The following is a 17,644-nucleotide window of genomic DNA, read 5'->3' on the forward strand; positions in this document are numbered from 1 at the left end:
CTGACTTTTTACCCTCTGCCCTCTTTACCTTTTTACCTTCTGCCCTCTGTCTGCCTTTCCCTGGCCTATTTTGCCGGCTGATCCTTTACGGCGGGCGCCGCGTTGCCGGGATAAATATCGGCAAAATGATCCAGCGCCGCAAACTCGCTCAGTGTGCGTTCCGGGCGCTGGCTGTTGGGCTGCCGGATGCCCAGCAAATAGCGGATGCCGAAGGTTCGGGCGCTTTGCAACACGCGCGGATTATCGTCAATAAACAGCGTGCGCGCCGGGTCAAACGGCTCGCGGTCCTGCAGCGCCTGCCAGAACGCCTGGTCTTCCTTGGCGGCGCGCACATCCTGGGACGATACGATAGTGTCGAGATAGGGCTCAAGCCCGGTCAGCGGCAGCTTGAGGGCCAGGCTTTCGCGATCGGCATTGGTGGCCAGCACCACCCGGGGATGAGCGTTTTTGAGCCACTGCAAAAAATCCATGGCGCCGCCGCGCAGGCCGATCAGGTGCTGCACTTCGCGCTTGAGCGCGACAATATCGACGTCCAGCTCGCGCCGCCAGTAGGCCAGGCTGTACCAGTCCAGCGTACCCTGCTCACCCACAATGCGCGTTTCCAGCTCGCGCCGGGAGGCTTCATCCAGCTGGTGAAGCTCAACATAACGGCGGGGCAAATGTTCCAGCCAAAAATGACTGTCAAAGTGCAGATCCAGCAGCGTGCCGTCCATGTCCAGCAATACGGTGTCGATGGCTTGCCAGTCGATCATCGCGACTCCCGTCGGTGTTAAACCCTATCGTTGTTTAACCTGTCAGCATTAAGCCCTGTCAGCATTAAGCCCCTGTCAGCGTTGAATCCTGTCGGCATTGAATCCTATTGGCACTGAAACCCGGGACGCCGTCTGCGGCAGCCGGCGCAAGCGTGCTATTGTAGACTATCGATGATAGCTCAACGACCGCTGATTCACGATCGCCCGTCCGCGTTCGCAGCGTCAGCCATTCTGCCAGCGGCCGCTACCCCGAACTGGCCTGAAACGGAGATAGCATGTCAGCGCACCAGCCTCCCGATGCCCCGCAAAAACCCGAGATCATCGCCCGCGAACCCGTGTCCCAAAGCCGCCTGTTCCAGGCCGAAGCGCTTGATCTGCGTTTTTCCAACGGCGTGGAACGCCGCTTTGAGCGCCTGAGCGGCAAGGGCCGCGGCGCGGTCATGGTCGTCGCCATGCCCGACCCGGATACCGTCCTGCTGATCCGCGAATACGCCGCGGGCTTCGAGGACTATGTCCTCACCCTGCCCAAGGGCCTGATCGACCCGGGCGAGGATGCCCCGACCGCCGCCAACCGCGAGCTGATGGAAGAGTGCGGCGTTGGCGCGCGCTACATCGAACCGCTGTGCCAGCTTTCTCAGGCGCCCAACTACATGAGCCACCGCATGAACGTGCTGCTGGCCAGCGATCTCTACGACAAGCGCCTGCCCGGCGACGAGCCCGAACCCATGGTGGTGGAATCACACTCGCTTGACGATATTGACGCCCTGCTCGCCCGGGATGACTTCCATGAAGCCCGCGCCATTGCCGCGCTTTATATCGCCCGGGACCGCCTGCGCGCCCAACGCGAAGGAATAGAGTCTTGAGACAGGACAGTGATCCGCTTATCCAGCGCCTGATACACCTCGCGGAGCAACACCCGAGCCTGGCCGCGCTCTGGCTGTATGGGTCACGCGCCAGAGGCGACCATCACGCGCAAAGCGATTATGACCTGGCCGTGGCCTTCAGCGACTGGATCGACGATCCACTGGAGCGGCGTCTGCGCCCGGAAATGCTGGCGCTTGACTGGCAACAGGAGTTGGCGCTTGCCGACGACATGCTGAGCATCGCGGACATGAATCAGGCCCCGATTCCGCTCTGCGTCAGCGTCCTCACCGACGGCATACTGCTGGTCGACAGGAACCCGGGCGAACGCATGCGCCAGGAAGCCCGCATCCTGTCGTTCTGGGAAGTGGACTACCTGCATCCGGAAGGGATCTATGCCTGATACGCACAATGCTTACATCACCAGCCAGCACCAGCATTTAAACGACTGCGAACTGGATCTGGAAGCGCTGGCAACAGTACTGGGCGAGCGTGATTGGACACGCATCGAACGCAGTGCAGCCGAGCGCATTCTGCACCTGTTGATCGAAAGCTGCATTGGCATTGCCAAACAGCGCGCTCGCCAACTTACCGGCATGCCCTGTGAAAACGTCATGAGCGCTTTTGAACGACTCAGCGAGGCCGAGCCGGACTCAACATCCGTGCCCTGGCGGCGGGTTATCGGCCTGCGCAACGTACTCGTACATGATTATCTATCGATCGATGATCGCATCGTGCAAAGTGTGCTCGAACAGAAGCATTACCGCTCGCTGCTGAACTTTGCGCGTACCACGCTCGACAGGCTCGGCGCCTGACCCGCTTCCGGCAGGTCAGGCAGTCGGTTCTGTGCGTTGAAGCTAGCGGCGGCCGGAGCCCATCGCATTACCCCCGGGCCCTGCCGAGGGCAGCGCTTCGGTGCGTGACGCCCGTTGGCCGCCTTCAATGCGGAAAGCTTCCACCACGTTGGCCATGGCCTGGGCCTCGGTGGTCAGCTGGCCGGCCGAGGTGGCGACTCCCTGTACCTGGGCGGTATTCTGCTGGGTCACCCGGTCCATCTCGTTCACGGCGGTGTTGACCTCGCCGATGCCGTTGCTCTGCTCTTCCGAGGCCTGGCTGATATCCTGGATCAGCTCGCTGACCTGACGAACCTGAGCGACCACGTCTTCCAGCGCCTGTCCGGTTTCCCTGACATCGTGGCGCCCACCTTCCACCTCCTGGTGGGTATTCTGGATCAGCGTGCGAATTTCGCTGGCCGAGCCGGCGCTACGTCCGGCAAGAGTGCGGACTTCGTCGGCCACTACGGCAAACCCGCGCCCGGCTTCGCCGGCACGCGCCGCCTCGACCGAGGCATTGAGCGCCAGAATGTTGGTCTGAAAAGCGATGCTGTCGATCGCGCTGATGATGCCATCCATCCGCGCCGAGCTTTCGGCAATATGCTCCATGCGCGCCACTAGCGCCTGTACCTGCTCGCCGGTAGCCAGCGAGGCGCGCGCGTTGTCTTCGGCGAGACGCGTGGCCTCCCGGGCGTTGCCGGTATTCTGCTGCACCGTGGCGGTCAGCTCGTCCATGCTCGCGGCGGTCTCTTGCAGCGAGGCGGCCTGCTGCTCGGTGCGCGCCGACAGATCTTCGTTATCCTCGGCAATCTGCTCGGCGGCCGGCTTGACGACCCGGACCCGTGCATCCACCTCCTCGGCGATGCTGGCGAGCGATACGCGCATGGTATCCACGGTGTTGAGCATTTCGCCCAGCTCGTCGCTGCGGTTGGTGTCGACCCTGGCGGTCAGGTTGCCCGCGGCGATCTGGAACATCACCCGGCGGGCATCATCCAGCGAACGCACCAGCGAGCGTATCAGCAGCAGACTCAGCGCCACCGTAAGCACGATACCTCCGATAATCAGCCCGGCCTGCCACATCAGCATCCGCTGCTGGTCGTCGCGGGCGGTTTGCATCACAGTTCCCGCCTGGTCGCGCTGCTGTTCGACCAGCGCCGACACGCGCTCGCCAAGCTCGTCGACGGCCGGCTCGATACGCTTGTTGAAGCGCTGATAAGCCGCGTAGCCGTCGTCGTCGCCCAGCTCAGCGTAAGCCGCAGTGATGTCATCGCGCAGCTGCTTGAAGCTGGTACGAAAAGCCTGCTTGGGCGCGCTGTCCAGCTCGCTTGCCCCATCATAGCGCTGCCATTGATCGTTGATGGCGTCACGCTTGTCCTGCCACTCGCTTTGCAGCTGCCCCAGATCGGCACTGCGGCTATCCAGCACGGCCGGCCGGATGCGATCCGCCTCGCGGTTCAGAGCCTTGTCGATGAACTGCAGGCTGGCGATGTTATCCAGCGCGGACTGATTCAACCGCTCAAGACGCTGGCCGGCGGACTGAAGGCCGTAGGTCCCCAGCGCCCCTACCAGCATCAACAGCACCACAAAGGTCAGCACCATGCCGCCCAGCCGGGCCTTGATACTCGTCAGACTAGTGCGCTCGAACCAGCCGCGCACGCCGCTGCGGTAAAGAGTGCCGCGCCTCAATACGTGGCCGCGAAGCTTGCCGTTGTGCTGCCACATATCGGCGTAAACCGCTGTCGCACGACGTATCGACGCCGCCGAGGCCCGGCGCCGGACCGAGGTATAGCCCACTACCTGTCCGTTCTCGCGCAGCGGCGCGACGGTCGCGTAAACCCAGTAGAAGCCGCCGCCCTTGCGCCGGTTTTTCAGCACTCCCTGCCAGGTATGGCCGGCTTTGAGGGTTTTCCACAGATCGGCGAATACCGGCGGGGGGATATCCGGGTGGCGCAGAATACTATGCGGCGCTCCCAGCAGTTCGTCGCGGGAATACCCGCTGACGGTCACAAAAACGGCGTTGGCGTAGACGATATTGCCCTGGAGGTCCGATCGCGAGATCAGCACCTCGTCGTCGCCGAGCACGTATTCCTTTTGATTAACGGGGTAATTCTGGCGCATTACATGCCTATTGTTTCCTTTTTTGAGCGCGGCATTATAGCGCCTGTCGTAGTGGGCAAAAGACAGGATTTATTAAAAAATGCAGCAAAACCGGTAAAAAATACGGGTCTTTGCTGCATTGACTCACAAAAAGCAATGCCAGGCGTATAAAGGTAAACCGCACCGGCTTTTGGGTTGCCTTGTGTTACATCGATCGTGTTACATCGGTCGTTTTAATTCAGCCGTGTTAAACCGGTTTTGCAACTTCAAGCGAATACCACCCTGGCCACGTCGCGATAGCGGTCGGCAAAGTGCACCGTCATGCCCTCGCGCAGGAAGTCCGGCAGCTCGTCGTAGTCGCGGCGGTTGGCAGCGGGCAGAATCACCTCGTATATGCTGCTGCGCCGCGCGGCGATTACCTTTTCGCGAATGCCGCCTACCGGCAGTACCTGGCCGGTCAGCGTGAGCTCGCCGGTCATGGCCAGCGGCCGGTCGATGGGCTGACGCCGCGCCATGGACAGCAGCGCCGTGGTCATTGAGACCCCGGCGGAGGGGCCATCCTTGGGCGTGGCGCCTTCGGGAACGTGCAGGTGCACAAAGGCCGAATCGAATACATCCGCCGGCGCCCCGTGCTCTTTCAAGTGACCCAGCGTATAGCTGTAGGCAATATTGGCGGATTCCTTCATCACATCGCCCAGCTGTCCGGTGAGCTTTAAGCCACGTTCCAGCGAATGCACCCGGGTCGCCTCGATAGGCAGCGTTGCTCCGCCCATTGAGGTCCAGGCGAGCCCGGTGACCACGCCCTCGCCCTTGAGCACTTTTTCCTTGCGGAAAAGCGGTGCTCCCAGGAAGTCTTCCAGGTTCTTGACCGATACCCGGACCGATGACGTGGACGCGTCTTCCTCGCCTTCCAGCAGCTTGACCGCCGCCTTGCGCACAATGCGGTGGAGCTGTTTTTCCAGCTGCCGCACCCCGGCTTCGCGGGCGTAGCCCTCGATCACCTGCCGAAGCGCCGCATCGGTCAGGTTGATGCGCTTCTTGCTCAGTTTGTTGCGCTTGAGCAGCTTGGGCCAGAGGTGATGCTTGGCAATGGCGATCTTTTCCTCGGCGATATAGCCCGACAGCCGGATCTGCTCCATGCGATCCACCAGCGCACGCGGAATCGAGTCCACGGTGTTGGCGGTACACACAAACAGCACCTTCGACAGATCCATGCGCACATCGAGATAGTGGTCGAGAAAGTCGACGTTCTGCTCGGGGTCCAGCACTTCCAAAAGCGCCGAGGCCGGGTCGCCCTGGAACGACTGGCCGAGTTTGTCCACCTCGTCGAGCATGATCACCGGGTTTTCCACCTCGACTTCCTTGAAGGCATGGACGAACTTGCCCGGCATGGCACCAATGTAGGTGCGCCGGTGGCCCTTGATTTCGGCTTCGTCGCGCATGCCACCCACCGAGAAACGGTAGAACTTGCGGCCCAGGGCGTCGGCAATCGAGCGTCCCACCGAGGTTTTGCCCACCCCGGGCGGGCCGACAAGCAGCAGTATCGAGCCGCCAACGTCGCCCTTGAAGGTGCCTTCGGCGAGAAACTCGACAATGCGCTCCTTCACTTCTTCCAGCCCGTCGTGATCGCGATTGAGCACTTCGCGGGCTTGGTTGAGATCCAGCTTGTCGTCGCTGGTAATGCCCCAGGGCAGGCTGGTCAGCCAGTCCAGGTAGTTGCGCGTGGTGCCGTATTCCGGCGAGCCGGTTTCCAGCATGCTCAGCTTGCCCAGCTCCTCGTCAATGCGCTCCTGGACACGCTCGGGAACATCCAGCCCTTCCAGCCGGGCACGAAACGTCTCGACGTCGTTTTCGCGGTCGTCCCGGGAAATGCCCAGCTCGCGCTGGATCACCTTGAGCTGCTCGCGGAGGAAAAACTCCCGCTGGCGATCCTGTATCTGCGCATTGACCTGCTCGCTGATCTCGCTTTGCAGCTGCGCGACATCGATTTCCTTGCGCAGCAGCGGCAGCACTTTCTGCATGCGATCGATAACCGGCAGCGTGGCCAGCACATCCTGCAGCGCCGGTCCCTTGGCCGAGGTAATGGCGGCGGCGAAATCGGTCAGGGGCCCGGGCTGGTTGGGGCTGAAGCGATTCAGGTAGTGCTTGAGCTCTTCGCCGTACAGCGGATTGATCGGCAACAGCTCCTTGATGCCGTTGATCACCGCCATGGCGTAGGCGCGGGTTTCCTCGTTTTCCGCATCCACGGGCTCTTCGGGGTAGGTCACTTCCACCAGGTACGGCGGCTGACGCGACAGCCAGCGCTTGATCCTGAAGCGCTGCAGCCCCTGAGCGATAAACTGGATCTGGTCGTCTTCCGCCTTGAGCTTGTGCACCTTCACGGCGGTGCCCATCTCGGGGAAGTCGTCGGCGTCCGGCGCACCGCCGGTATCACCGACAAACGCCACCCCGATGGTGTGATGCGGCGTGTTGCCCAGCCGCTTCATGGTTTCTTCCCAGCGCTCGCGGTTGATCAGCAACGGCTGCACCTGCGCCGGGAAAAACGGCCGGTTGTTGATGGGCAGCAGATAGATACGCTCCGGCAGCATCTCGCTGGCCGGGACGATATCGTGTACCTGCTCGCCGTCGGAACGATAGCGTTGTTGATCGTCATCGTCCTGATCCGGCGTCTCCGAGGCGCCGCGGGTCAGAGTATCGCCGTCTTGCGCAGTGTCGTCCTGCCGGTCGCTGTCGCCCGGCTCGCCGGCCTTGTTATACGCCGCGGACTCATCCTGAGCTTCCCGGTCGGGAACCTGGTCGTCGCGGTCAAAATCCTGGTCGCTCATGCGCCCTCCGTTAGTCAACGCCGGCGGTATGGCTGCCGGGCGGTTGACTACAGGGATGCGGGCGCGCGGGCAAAACTTCAATGGTTGTCGGTCATCCACCGGTGACGTTCTCTCCGCCTCGCAGCGAGAGCGCCCCGCTGGCGCAGCGTGGATAAAAAGCCCCTTTGTCGCACCTTGAATACACGACCTTCCATACGGCGCACCATCGCCCAAAATCGGCAAAAAAGTACCCTTCGTGCCCGACTATGTGCCAGTATCGCAATGGCAGAACCTCTGACAGCATGCACGCAGAATAAACAGGGCTGACGGCATCAAGCGCTGAAACAGCCAGCGATAACGTCATGCAACGACATCACCGACCGTTCCTGTCCGCCGGATAAGGGCGAACAAAAAAGGAGTCTATCGTGATCATTGGTGCACCCAGAGAGCGTGCAGAACATGAAGCGCGCGTTGCGCTGACGCCCGAAAGTGCGCGGCAGATACAAAAGCTCGGCCACGAGTGCTGTGTCGAAGCCGGCGCCGGTGCGGCGGCAGACTTTACCGACCAGGCCTACCGCGATGCCGGCGTTACCGTGGTGGAAGGCGCCGAGGCGCTTTGGCAAGCGGTGGACATCGTCATCAAGGTGCGCGAGCCCGACGAAACCGAGGCGGGCTACCTGCGCGAGGACCAGACGCTGATCGCGTTTTTCTGGCCGGCCCAGAACGAGGCAATGCTGGAACGCTGCCGGGAAACCGGTGCCACGGTTATCGCCATGGACATGGTGCCGCGTATTTCCCGCGCGCAGAAGATGGATGCGCTGTCATCCACCGCCAACATTGTCGGCTACCGCGCGGTCATGGAGGCGGGCAACCAGTTTGGCCGCTTCTTTACCGGCCAGGTAACCGCCGCCGGCAAGGTACCGCCGGCCAAGGTGCTGGTGGTCGGCGCCGGGGTGGCCGGGCTTTCCGCCATCGGCACCGCGACCAGCCTGGGCGCGGTCGTGCGCGCCTTTGACGTACGCCCGGAAGTGGCCGAACAGATCGAATCCATGGGCGCGGAGTTTCTGTTCCTCGACTTCGAGGACAGCCAGGACGGTTCCGAAAGCGGCGGCTACGCCTCGCCGTCAAGCCCCGAATTCCGCGAAAAACAGCTGGCACTGTTCCGTGAGCAGGCGCCGGAAGTGGATATCGTCATCACTACCGCGCTGATTCCCGGCCGCCCGGCTCCCAAGCTGTGGCTTGACGACATGGTTGCGGCCATGAAGCCCGGGTCGGTGGTTATCGACCTGGCCGCCGAACGCGGCGGCAACTGCGACAGCACCGTGGTCGATGAGCGCGTCGTGACCGACAACGGCGTTATCGTTACCGGCTTCACCGACTTCCCGTCGCGCATGGCGACCCAGGCCTCGTTGCTGTACGGCAACAACATTCGTCACATGCTCAACGACCTGACGCCGGAAAAGGACGGCCAAGTCGTCCACGACATGGAAGACGACGTCATCCGTGGCGTGACGGTGACCCATCAGGGCGAGGTTACCTACCCGCCACCGCCGCCGAAGGTACAGGCGATCGCCGCGGCGAAGCCCGAGCCAAAGGAACCGGAGCCGACCCGGGAAGAAAAACAGGCGGCCGAGCAGGCGGCGTTCAAAAAGCAAACGCTAAGCCAGGCGGCCATGCTCGCGGTCGGCGGTGTGCTGATGCTGCTGCTGGGCATGGTCGCGCCGCCCTCCTTCATGCAGCACTTTATTGTCTTTGCCCTGTCCTGCTTCGTTGGCTACCAGGTCATCTGGAACGTCAGCCACGCCCTGCACACACCGCTGATGGCGGTGACCAACGCGATCTCCAGCATCGTTATTCTGGGGGCCATTCTGCAGATTGGTTCCGGCAGCTGGGTCGTGGCCCTGCTCTCCGGTATCGCGGTACTGATGGCATCGATCAATATTTTTGGTGGTTTTCTGGTAACACGGCGCATGCTCGCCATGTTCCAGAAATCCTGAAGCAGCGGAGACTAGTCAATGTTGGGACAACAATTCGTCACTGCCGCTGCCATTGCGGCCAGTGTTCTGTTTATTCTTTCCCTGGGCGGGCTGAGTAACCAGGAGAAAGCCAAGCGCGCGGTCTGGTATGGCATTATCGGCATGGCCATCGCCGTGGTATTTACCGCCCTCGGCCCCGGCGTCGGCGGCTTCGGCTGGATTATTCCGCTGGTGGTGATCGGCGGCGGCGTAGGCGCCTATATCGCCAAACGCGTCGAGATGACCCAGATGCCCCAGCTGGTCGCGGCACTGCACTCCTTCGTGGGGCTGGCTGCGGTCTTCATCGGCCTTAACGCCGACCTGGAGCGTCGCCGGGTACTCGCCTCTCAGGCAGCCGGCAACGTCAACGAGTCGTTTTCTGCCTTTGCCGCGCTGGTCGCCGAAAAGACCCCGGCGGAGCTGACGTTTCTGCAGGTCGAAGTCGTACTGGGTATCTTCATCGGGGCGCTGACCTTCACCGGCTCGGTGATCGCCTTCGGCAAGCTGTCCGGCAAGATCGACGGCAAACCCCGGCAGTTTCCCGGCGGCCATGCGCTCAACGCCGGCGCCACGGGGCTGAGCGTGCTGCTGGCAGCGCTGTACCTTAACGGCGCAGGCGTCTGGACGCTTCTGCTGCTGGCACTGCTGGCGTTTTTCATCGGTTGGCACCTGATCATGGGCATCGGCGGCGCCGATATGCCGGTGGTGGTGTCCATGCTCAACAGCTACTCCGGCTGGGCCGCGGCGGCGATCGGCTTTACGCTCTCCAGCGACCTGCTGATCGTTACCGGTGCCCTGGTGGGCTCCTCGGGTGCGATTCTCTCCTACATCATGTGCAAGGCCATGAACCGCAAGTTCATCAACGTGATTCTGGGCGGCTTCGGCGGCAGCCAGGGGCCGGCGGCCGAGATCGAGGGCGAGCAGGTCGCGATTGACACCGGCGGCGTGGCCAGCGCGCTCAACGAGGCCGACAGGGTGATCATCGTGCCGGGCTACGGCATGGCCGTCGCCCAGGCGCAAAGCGCGGTCAGCGACCTGGTGCGCAAGCTGCGCGATGCCGGCAAGGAAATACGCTTCGGTATTCATCCGGTTGCGGGTCGTCTGCCCGGCCACATGAACGTCCTGCTGGCCGAGGCCCGGGTACCTTACGATATCGTGCTCGAAATGGACGAGATCAACGACGACTTCGCGTCGACCGACGTGGTTATCGTTATTGGCTCCAACGATATCGTCAACCCGGCGGCGCAGGAAGATCCCAACAGCCCCATCGCCGGCATGCCGGTACTCAGGGTCTGGGAAGCCGAGCAGGTATTCGTGTGTAAGCGGGGTCAGGGAACCGGCTATTCCGGCATCGAAAACCCGCTGTTCTTCAAGGACAACACGCGCATGTACTACGGCGATGCGCGCGGCAGCATAGAGTCACTGCTGCCCCTGATCGACTAGCGATCGACGCGCCAACGTCCGGCTTTGAAGGCCGGGTGCTGGAGTACGACTCCGGCACCCGGCCTTTTTAGTGCGCCGCCGCTCGGCCTGCGCGCCTGGTCAGAATGATGTCGGTCGGCAATCGCCGGACGTCCGTCTCGGGCAATCGAGAGGAGCGAGGAAAGGGATCGGGAAAGGATTGAAGCAGGCCCTCGGCTAGTGCAGCCAGAACCAGAGGTGCATGGTGCTCCAGGCGTAGAGACCGGCCATGACATCATCGATCATGATGCCAAACCCCCCCGCCACGCGGCGGTCGGCCCAGCGAATCGGCCAGGGCTTGAAGACGTCAAACACGCGGAAAATGGCAAAACCCCAGAGCGCCGCCTCCCAGGAAAACGGCACGGCGGCCATGGTGATCCAATAGCCGACGAACTCGTCCCAGACAATGCCTGAATGGTCGTGCACGCCCAGATCGTTGGAGGTCTTGTCGCACAGCCACACCCCCATGACGAAGGCAACAAACACCACGCCCCAATACCAGCTAAGCGACAGGTCGGCCATCAGCCAGAAAAACGGAATCGCGGCCAGGGTGCCAAAGGTACCCGGCGCCCAGGGCACCGCCCCGCTACCCAGGCCAAAGGCAAAAAAATGGGTCGGGCGCCGCCAGACGCTTCCGGGGGCACGGTTCATGATTGCCCTCCGGGCGCCGAGGTAAAATGCTGCCAACCGGTGATACCCGCGCAGGACGCCTCGTCTCCCTCGCCGGGGGGAACGCAGCGACCGACAGCGGTCAGGGCCATCCCCATGTTACCCAGCAGGGCCTGTGCCCGAGCCAACTGGGACGGCGGCAGCGTCACCAGCAGTTCATAATCATCGCCGCCGGACAGCGCTGCACGCCGGGCGGCTTCTGTGCCCAGCGCCTCTTCCAGGCCGTCCGCCAAGGGCAGGGCGTCCGCATCCAGAGCGGCATCAACACGCGAAGCGCGGCGAATATGTCCCAGGTCCGCGATCAGGCCGTCGGAAATATCCATGACGCTGGAAGCCAGCCCGCGCAGTGCCATACCGCCTTCCAGCCGGGGCTCGGGCAGCAGGTAACGTCGCAGCAAGGGGTGAGTCAAATCGCGCTCGCCGCGTTGCCACAGCGCCAGGCCGCCGGCGCCGCCGCCCAGCGACCCGGTCACGGCAATCACATCGCCGACGGCCGCGCCGCTGCGCGTCAGCGCCTGGCCGGCGGGTACTTCACCGGCAACCGTCACGCTGATCGCCAGCGAGCCCGATGTCACATCGCCCCCGACCAGCGCGGCCGGATAGGCCGAGCAACCCGCGAGAAAGCCCTTGGCGTAGTCGCTCAGCCAGGCGTCCGCGGCGGAGTCGTCGGCGAAGCGCCGCTCGTCCAGCGTCAGCGCCATCCAGCACCAGCGCGAGCGCGCGCCCATGGCCGCCAGGTCGCTCACCGCTACCGCCAGGGCGCGATGCCCTACGGCGTGGGCCGGCGCATCGGCGGGAAAGTGCACGTCGGCCACCGAGGTATCCACGCTGATGGCCAGCTCCTGCCCCGCCGTCGGCGCCAGCACGCTGGCATCGTCACCGATGCCCAGCGCCACCGGGTTGGCCGACGATGGCGCCGCGGCAGCGGTGGTGAAATAGCGTCGAATCAGATCGAATTCGGCAAGCACAGCGGCCTCTTGAACACGAAAGGGTCCTCCGGGGCAGCGGCAGGCGTCAGCGCCCGGCGCCGCGCGCCGTGACTTCGGCACTGCGCAGGCGGTTGGCCAGCTTGTCCAGAATGCCGTTGACGTATTTATGCGCGTCGGTCGCCCCCAGCGACTTGGCCAGTTCCACGCCTTCGTTGATCACCACGCGGTACGGCACCTGCGGGCGGCGGGCCATTTCGTAGGCGCCCAGGCGCAGGATGGCCAGCTCCACCGAGCCCAGGTCTTCCAGCCGGCGGTCGAGTACCGGGGCAATATGGCTGTCCAGCTCGCCCTTCAGGCCGGCCGTGCCGTGCAACAGCTCGGAAAACAGCGCCTGATCGGCGATATTCATCACGGCGGCCCAGTTTTCGTGGGGCGCCAGGTCGTCATCGGGTGTCTGGCTCTTGAACTCGGCTTCCACGGCAGTAATCGACTTGCCGGTCATCTGCCACTGGTAAAGCCCCTGAACGGCAAGCTCACGAGCGGCGTGGCGGCCCTGCCGGGCGTCCGACGGCTGCTGACGTTGCTGGCTCATTCGGCCTCTCCTACCGTGCGCAGCAGCGACACCATTTCCATGGCGGCCATGGCCGCTTCGGTGCCCTTGTTACCGGCCTTGGTCCCGGCGCGCTCGATCGCCTGCTCGATGGACTCCACCGTCAGCACGCCGTTGGCCACCGGGGTATCATGCTCCAGCTGGAGGCTGTTCATGGCCGAGTTGCAGCTGCCGGCAACGTAGTCGAAATGCGGCGTCCCCCCGCGAATCACCGCGCCGAGGGCGATGACCGCATCGGGCTTTGCCACCTTGAGCACGCGCTTGACCGCGAGCGGCAGCTCCCAGGCGCCGGGAGCATGGATCAGCTGAATATTCTCCGAATCCACACCGTGGCGTACCAGGCTGTCAACGGCGCCTTCCACCAGGCTGTCCACCACGTGATGATTAAAACGCCCTACCACAATGGCATAGCGGCCGTTGACGTCGAAAAAATTGCCTTCAATTTGGGCGAGCGGTTCCATCATGTCTTCCTGCGGTTAAGGCGCTCAGGCCTTGTTGTTCGGTTCAAAGCGCTCGACGACTTCCAGATCAAAGCCGGAAAGCGCGGAAAATTTCCACGGCGAGCTGAGCAGGCGCATCCTGCCCACACCCAGATGGCGCAGAATCTGCGAGCCGGTGCCGATGGTCAGATAGTTGCCCGCCCCGTCGGAATCGCTGGTGCGCGGCCGGCGCACGCGTTCGAGAAAGGCGTCCAGCTGGTCCTTGAGATCCTGCGAGGGTGAGTTGGCGTCGATCAGCACAAACACCCCGGGATCGCTGCCGGCTATTTCGGCCAGCGCCTGGCCGGCATCCCAGCGGTTACGGTCATCCTGCAGAAGCCCCAGCACGTCGCGCAGGGTATCGGCCAGATGAACCCGCACGGTGGTCGGCTCGATCGGCTCGGGCTTGCCGTTGACCAGCGCCAGGTGGTGCGCGCCCTGGATGCGATCACGGAAGACGTGCAGCGTCATGTCGCCGTGGACGGTTCGCTGGGGCCGTGTTTCCAGCAGGTCGACCGTCTGCTCGTTGACGATGCGATAGTGAATCAGATCGGCGATGGTGCCCATGCGAATACCGTGGGCTTCGGCAAAGGCTTCCAGCTCCGGGCGGCGCGCCATGCTGCCGTCGTCGTTCATCACTTCACAGATCACGCCGCTGGGGTCGCATCCGGCCAGCGACGCCAGATCACAGGCGGCCTCGGTGTGGCCGGCGCGGCGCAGCACGCCGCCTGGCTCCGCCATCAGCGGGAAAATATGCCCGGGCTGGACAATATCCGCCGGCCGCGCCGTGGGGGCGACCGCGGCCTGCACGGTGCGCGCTCGGTCGGCGGCGGAAATCCCCGTGGTCACGCCTTCGGTAGCTTCGATGGACAGCGTGAACTTGGTGCCAAAGCCGGAATTGTTGTCGCGCACCATCAGCGGCAGGCTCAGCTGCTCGCAGCGCTCCCGCGCCATGGGCAGGCAAATCAGGCCCCGGGCAAAACGCGCCATGAAGTTGATATGCTCGGCCTCGACCTTCTCGGCGGCCATGATGATATCGCCTTCGTTTTCGCGATCCTCGTCATCCATGAGAATCACCATCTTGCCCTGGCGAATATCGTCGACCAGATCGGCGATGGGGGCCAGGCCCCCGGCGGAGGATTGCGCCATGGAATCTCCCAGTCTGTTTTGCAATGCCGAAAACGCCACGGTGCGCGCACGACGACCTCAATCGTGATCGTGTGCTGCCTTGCAGCGGTCTCACCCTGAAGGGCTATTACCCGGTGAATAACTGCGCGTCAGGGTACCTTGCCAGAACCGGCAGCGCCAGTCGGGAGCGGCGTCGCAATAATCCGATAGTCCTGGCCTACCGCGCGAATATCGTCAATCGTCAGCTGATGCCGGTCAGCCATGCGCTCCAGCCCCGGCAGCGCAAAAAGCCCGCGAGCGCCGCCGCCCAGCAGCGTCGGCGCCATGAACAGCCAGAGCTCGTCGATCAGGCCGGCCTCGAGCATGGCGCCGGCCAGGGTGGCGCCGGTTTCCAGCAGCAGTTCGTTGACGTCTTCCTCGACGGCCAGATGGTTCATCAGGTTGACCAGATCCACGCGGCCAGCGGCATCTGGCGCCAGGCTGACGACATCGGCGCCGGCGGCTTCCAGCGCCGCCCGCTTGCCGGCATCGTGGCCGGGCACCGTCACCACCAGGGTGCGTCCCGGCTCGCTCAGACAGGCCGCCGCTCGGGGCAGACGCAGGCGGGTATCGACAATCACCCGCAGCGGCTGACGGCGCACCACCTCATCGGCATTGGTCAAATCCAGCTGGCCGGCGCGTAGCGTCAGGCGGGAGTCATCCATGATCACCGACTCGACGCCGCTCATCACCGCGCTGGAACGCGCCCGCAGGCGCTGCACCGAGGTGCGTGCTTCCGGTCCGGTAATCCATTGGGACTCCCCCGACCCCATCGCCGTGCGCCCGTCCAGGCTCATGGCCATTTTCAGCCGCACAAAGGGCCGCCGGCGGGTCATGCGGGCGATGAACCCGGGGTTGATGTCGCGAGCGTCGCTTTCCAGCAGCCCCACATCCACCGCAACCCCGGCTTCTTCCAGTAGCGCAATGCCCTGGCCGCTCACTCTGGGGTTGGGGTCCTGCATGGCCACTACCACCCGCGCCACACCAGCTTCCACCAGCGCCCGAGCGCAGGGGCCGGTGCGCCCGGTGTGCGAGCACGGCTCCAGCGTTACATAGGCCGTGGCGCCCCGGGCATGCTCGCCGGCCTGCTGCAGCGCGTTGACTTCGGCGTGGGCGTCGCCGGCGCAGCGATGGAACCCTTCACCTACGACCCGAGCGGCAACGCTTGATGCGCTTTCAGCAGCGTCTTTTTTACGGGCCTTGTCCGCGTCAACGTCGGCTTCGGCCGCTGCCAGCACGCAGCCAACCCGCGGGTTGGGATCGCAGGTATACAGCCCCTCCCGGGCCAGGCGCAGCGCCCGGGCCATGTGCTCGCGGTCAGCGATGGAAAATGTGGCCATGATTCAAGGCTCTCCATCGGAGGAAGGGGTATCAAAGCAATGGGTATCGGAGGAAGGGGTATCCGACGACGGCGACGGGGTTTGCGCCAGACGGTCGATCTCGGCGCGAAACTCGTTCAGGTCCTGAAACTTGCGGTAGACCGAGGCAAAGCGGATATAGGCCACCTGATCCAGGGTATTCAGCGCCTCCATGACCCGCTCGCCGATGTCACGAGCGTTGATTTCACGATCGCCGCGAGCGCGCAATGACTGGCGAATACGCTCGACCGCCGACTCGATGGACTCGGCACTCACCGGGCGCTTTTCCAGCGCGCGCAGTATGCCCGCGCGCAGCTTGTGCTCATCAAAGCTTTCCCGGGAACCGTCGGACTTGATCACGCGGGGCATGATCAGCTCGGCGGTTTCATAGGTGGTAAAGCGCTCGTGGCAGCTGGCGCACTGGCGCCGGCGGCGCACCTGGTCACCATCGGCCACCAGGCGCGAGTCACTCACGCGGGTGTCGTTGTCACCACAAAAGGGGCAATGCATGGAGGATAACCTGTTTCAGGAAGACATCTTGCCGATTGACTGACGCTGGCGTCAGCCGCTCACTGTAACAATTTGGTACCTGATCTGCAGGGTTGATCAACTTTTGCTCGCCGCCGGCCTAATCAGGGGGTAATCCCTGACTGCCAGAATGACCCCGGACAGGGCCAGATAACGCCAGACATCATTACCGGGCATGGCCCAACAGGGCATGCCGGAGAAAAGGATACCCATGAGATCACGGCTTGTTCATACGCTTTCCACCACGATTTCCACCACGCTTCCCCATACGCTTTCCCCTATGCTTTTCCCTATGCGGTTGCGTACAGGGTTGCATACACCGCTCCATGCGCTGAGCGTCACGGCACTGGCCATCGGCCTGGTTGGCGGCGCGGGCAACGCACTCGCCGACGAGCCGCTGCCTGCGCCGGTTCAGGCGTTGACACAGCAGGGCCTGGAAATCCACGAACGCTTCGACGCGCCCGGCGGGCTCACCGGCTTCGGCGCCAGCGCCCGGGGGCAGGAGATGGCCGTGTACCTGACGCCCGACGGCGACCATGCCATTGTCGGTACGATGATGGATGCCAGCGGCAACAACCTCACCGAATCACAGCTGGACAAGTATGTTCGCGAGCCGCTGGACGCTGAAACCTGGGAGCGGCTGGCAGACAGCCACTGGATTCAGGACGGCGACCACGATGCCCCGCGGGTCATCTATACCTTTACCGACGCCAACTGCCCCTACTGCCAGCAGCTATGGGAAGCGGCTCGCCCCTGGGTCAGAACCGGCCGCGTTCAGATGCGCCATATCATGGTGGGCATTCTTGCCGATGACAGCCCCGCCAAGGCCGCCACGCTGCTTGCCGACGACGACCCGGCCAGGGCGCTGAAGGAGCAGAAGGAAGGCGGCTCGATCGCCCCGGACGCCCAGCCCGCCAGGTTTGAAGAGCAGGTTTATGACAACAATCAGCTGTTTGAAAGCCTGGGGCTGTACGCCACGCCCACCAGCGCCTACCGGCGCAACGACGGTAGTGGCCTCGAAAAAGTCCAGGGCATGCCCAACCGGCAGGACCTGATCGAGATGATGGGCAGCGAAGCACCC

At 63.5% G+C, this 17,644-nt stretch carries 16 protein-coding genes; 6 read left to right on the plus strand and 10 right to left on the minus strand.

The features are described from left to right. Positions 1-65: 65 nt before the first annotated feature. Entirely contained in the window at positions 66-752 is a 687-nt protein-coding gene (gene yrfG, locus C793_RS0109535) for a GMP/IMP nucleotidase (RefSeq protein ID WP_017430717.1), read from the minus strand. A 275-nt stretch (positions 753-1,027) separates the two neighbouring features. Between yrfG and nudE the strand changes: the two genes are divergently transcribed. Genes nudE through hepT form a run of 3 tightly spaced genes read left to right on the plus strand, consistent with a single transcriptional unit; the run spans position 1,028 to position 2,428 of the window. Then, a complete protein-coding gene (gene nudE, locus C793_RS0109540) occupies positions 1,028-1,615 on the plus strand; it encodes an ADP compounds hydrolase NudE (protein ID WP_017430718.1) in 588 nt (195 codons plus the stop codon). Then, positions 1,612-2,016: a type VII toxin-antitoxin system MntA family adenylyltransferase antitoxin gene (gene mntA / locus C793_RS0109545; RefSeq protein ID WP_017430719.1), complete on the plus strand. Its 405-nt coding sequence runs from the start codon at positions 1,612-1,614 to the stop codon at positions 2,014-2,016. The genes nudE and mntA overlap by 4 nt, the downstream gene beginning before the upstream one ends. Further along, positions 2,009-2,428, plus strand: a complete 420-nt coding sequence (gene hepT, locus C793_RS0109550) for a type VII toxin-antitoxin system HepT family RNase toxin (protein WP_017430720.1) — start codon at positions 2,009-2,011, stop codon at positions 2,426-2,428. Before mntA ends, hepT begins: the two co-directional genes overlap by 8 nt. 42 nt (positions 2,429-2,470) lie before the next feature. On the opposite strand, the gene C793_RS0109555 is transcribed toward hepT, so the two are convergent. Both C793_RS0109555 and lon read right to left on the minus strand, forming a co-directional pair. Beyond that, entirely contained in the window at positions 2,471-4,564 is a 2,094-nt protein-coding gene (locus C793_RS0109555; protein ID WP_017430721.1) for a methyl-accepting chemotaxis protein, read from the minus strand. Positions 4,565-4,809: 245 nt separating this feature from the next. Continuing rightward, on the minus strand, positions 4,810-7,368 hold the full coding sequence (gene lon, locus C793_RS0109560; RefSeq protein ID WP_017430722.1) for an endopeptidase La: 2,559 nt from the start codon (positions 7,366-7,368) through the stop codon (positions 4,810-4,812). 404 nt (positions 7,369-7,772) lie between these two features. Here lon and C793_RS0109565 point away from each other — a divergent pair, with 404 nt between their 5' ends. Beyond that, on the plus strand, positions 7,773-9,344 hold the full coding sequence (locus C793_RS0109565) for a Re/Si-specific NAD(P)(+) transhydrogenase subunit alpha (RefSeq protein WP_017430723.1): 1,572 nt from the start codon (positions 7,773-7,775) through the stop codon (positions 9,342-9,344). 18 nt (positions 9,345-9,362) lie between these two features. Further along, entirely contained in the window at positions 9,363-10,805 is a 1,443-nt protein-coding gene (locus C793_RS0109570) for an NAD(P)(+) transhydrogenase (Re/Si-specific) subunit beta (RefSeq protein ID WP_017430724.1), read from the plus strand. A gap of 195 nt (positions 10,806-11,000) precedes the next feature. On the opposite strand, the gene C793_RS0109575 is transcribed toward C793_RS0109570, so the two are convergent. The 7 genes from C793_RS0109575 to nrdR all read right to left on the minus strand — a co-directional run bounded on the left by C793_RS0109575 (position 11,001) and on the right by nrdR (position 16,545). Further along, positions 11,001-11,474 (minus strand): phosphatidylglycerophosphatase A family protein, encoded by a 474-nt coding sequence (locus C793_RS0109575; RefSeq protein ID WP_017430725.1) that lies wholly within the window; start codon positions 11,472-11,474, stop codon positions 11,001-11,003. After that, entirely contained in the window at positions 11,471-12,460 is a 990-nt protein-coding gene (thiL, locus tag C793_RS0109580) for a thiamine-phosphate kinase (RefSeq protein WP_017430726.1), read from the minus strand. Before thiL ends, C793_RS0109575 begins: the two co-directional genes overlap by 4 nt. Before the next feature lie 46 nt (positions 12,461-12,506). Continuing rightward, positions 12,507-13,013 carry a transcription antitermination factor NusB gene (nusB, locus tag C793_RS0109585; RefSeq protein ID WP_017430727.1) on the minus strand — a complete coding sequence of 169 codons (507 nt, stop codon included), beginning with the start codon at positions 13,011-13,013 and terminating at the stop codon, positions 12,507-12,509. Next, positions 13,010-13,492 (minus strand): 6,7-dimethyl-8-ribityllumazine synthase, encoded by a 483-nt coding sequence (gene ribH, locus C793_RS0109590; RefSeq protein ID WP_017430728.1) that lies wholly within the window; start codon positions 13,490-13,492, stop codon positions 13,010-13,012. The genes nusB and ribH overlap by 4 nt, the downstream gene beginning before the upstream one ends. Before the next feature lie 24 nt (positions 13,493-13,516). Further along, positions 13,517-14,659 carry a bifunctional 3,4-dihydroxy-2-butanone-4-phosphate synthase/GTP cyclohydrolase II gene (gene ribBA / locus C793_RS0109595; RefSeq protein WP_017430729.1) on the minus strand — a complete coding sequence of 381 codons (1,143 nt, stop codon included), beginning with the start codon at positions 14,657-14,659 and terminating at the stop codon, positions 13,517-13,519. A gap of 128 nt (positions 14,660-14,787) precedes the next feature. Further along, the gene (gene ribD / locus C793_RS0109600) at positions 14,788-16,017 is read right to left on the minus strand and encodes a bifunctional diaminohydroxyphosphoribosylaminopyrimidine deaminase/5-amino-6-(5-phosphoribosylamino)uracil reductase RibD (RefSeq protein WP_017430730.1); all 1,230 of its coding nucleotides are present in this window, start codon (positions 16,015-16,017) and stop codon (positions 14,788-14,790) included. Positions 16,018-16,020: 3 nt separating this feature from the next. Next, complete coding sequence (gene nrdR / locus C793_RS13745) at positions 16,021-16,545, minus strand: transcriptional regulator NrdR (RefSeq protein WP_051038365.1); 525 nt, start codon at positions 16,543-16,545, stop codon at positions 16,021-16,023. A 310-nt stretch (positions 16,546-16,855) separates the two neighbouring features. Between nrdR and dsbG the strand changes: the two genes are divergently transcribed. Continuing rightward, on the plus strand, positions 16,856-17,644 hold a 789-nt coding region (dsbG, locus tag C793_RS0109610), incomplete at its 3' end, for a thiol:disulfide interchange protein DsbG (protein WP_040475421.1).

The sequence above is a fragment of the Vreelandella jeotgali Hwa genome, from assembly GCF_000334215.1.
GTDB lineage: Bacteria > Pseudomonadota > Gammaproteobacteria > Pseudomonadales > Halomonadaceae > Vreelandella > Vreelandella jeotgali.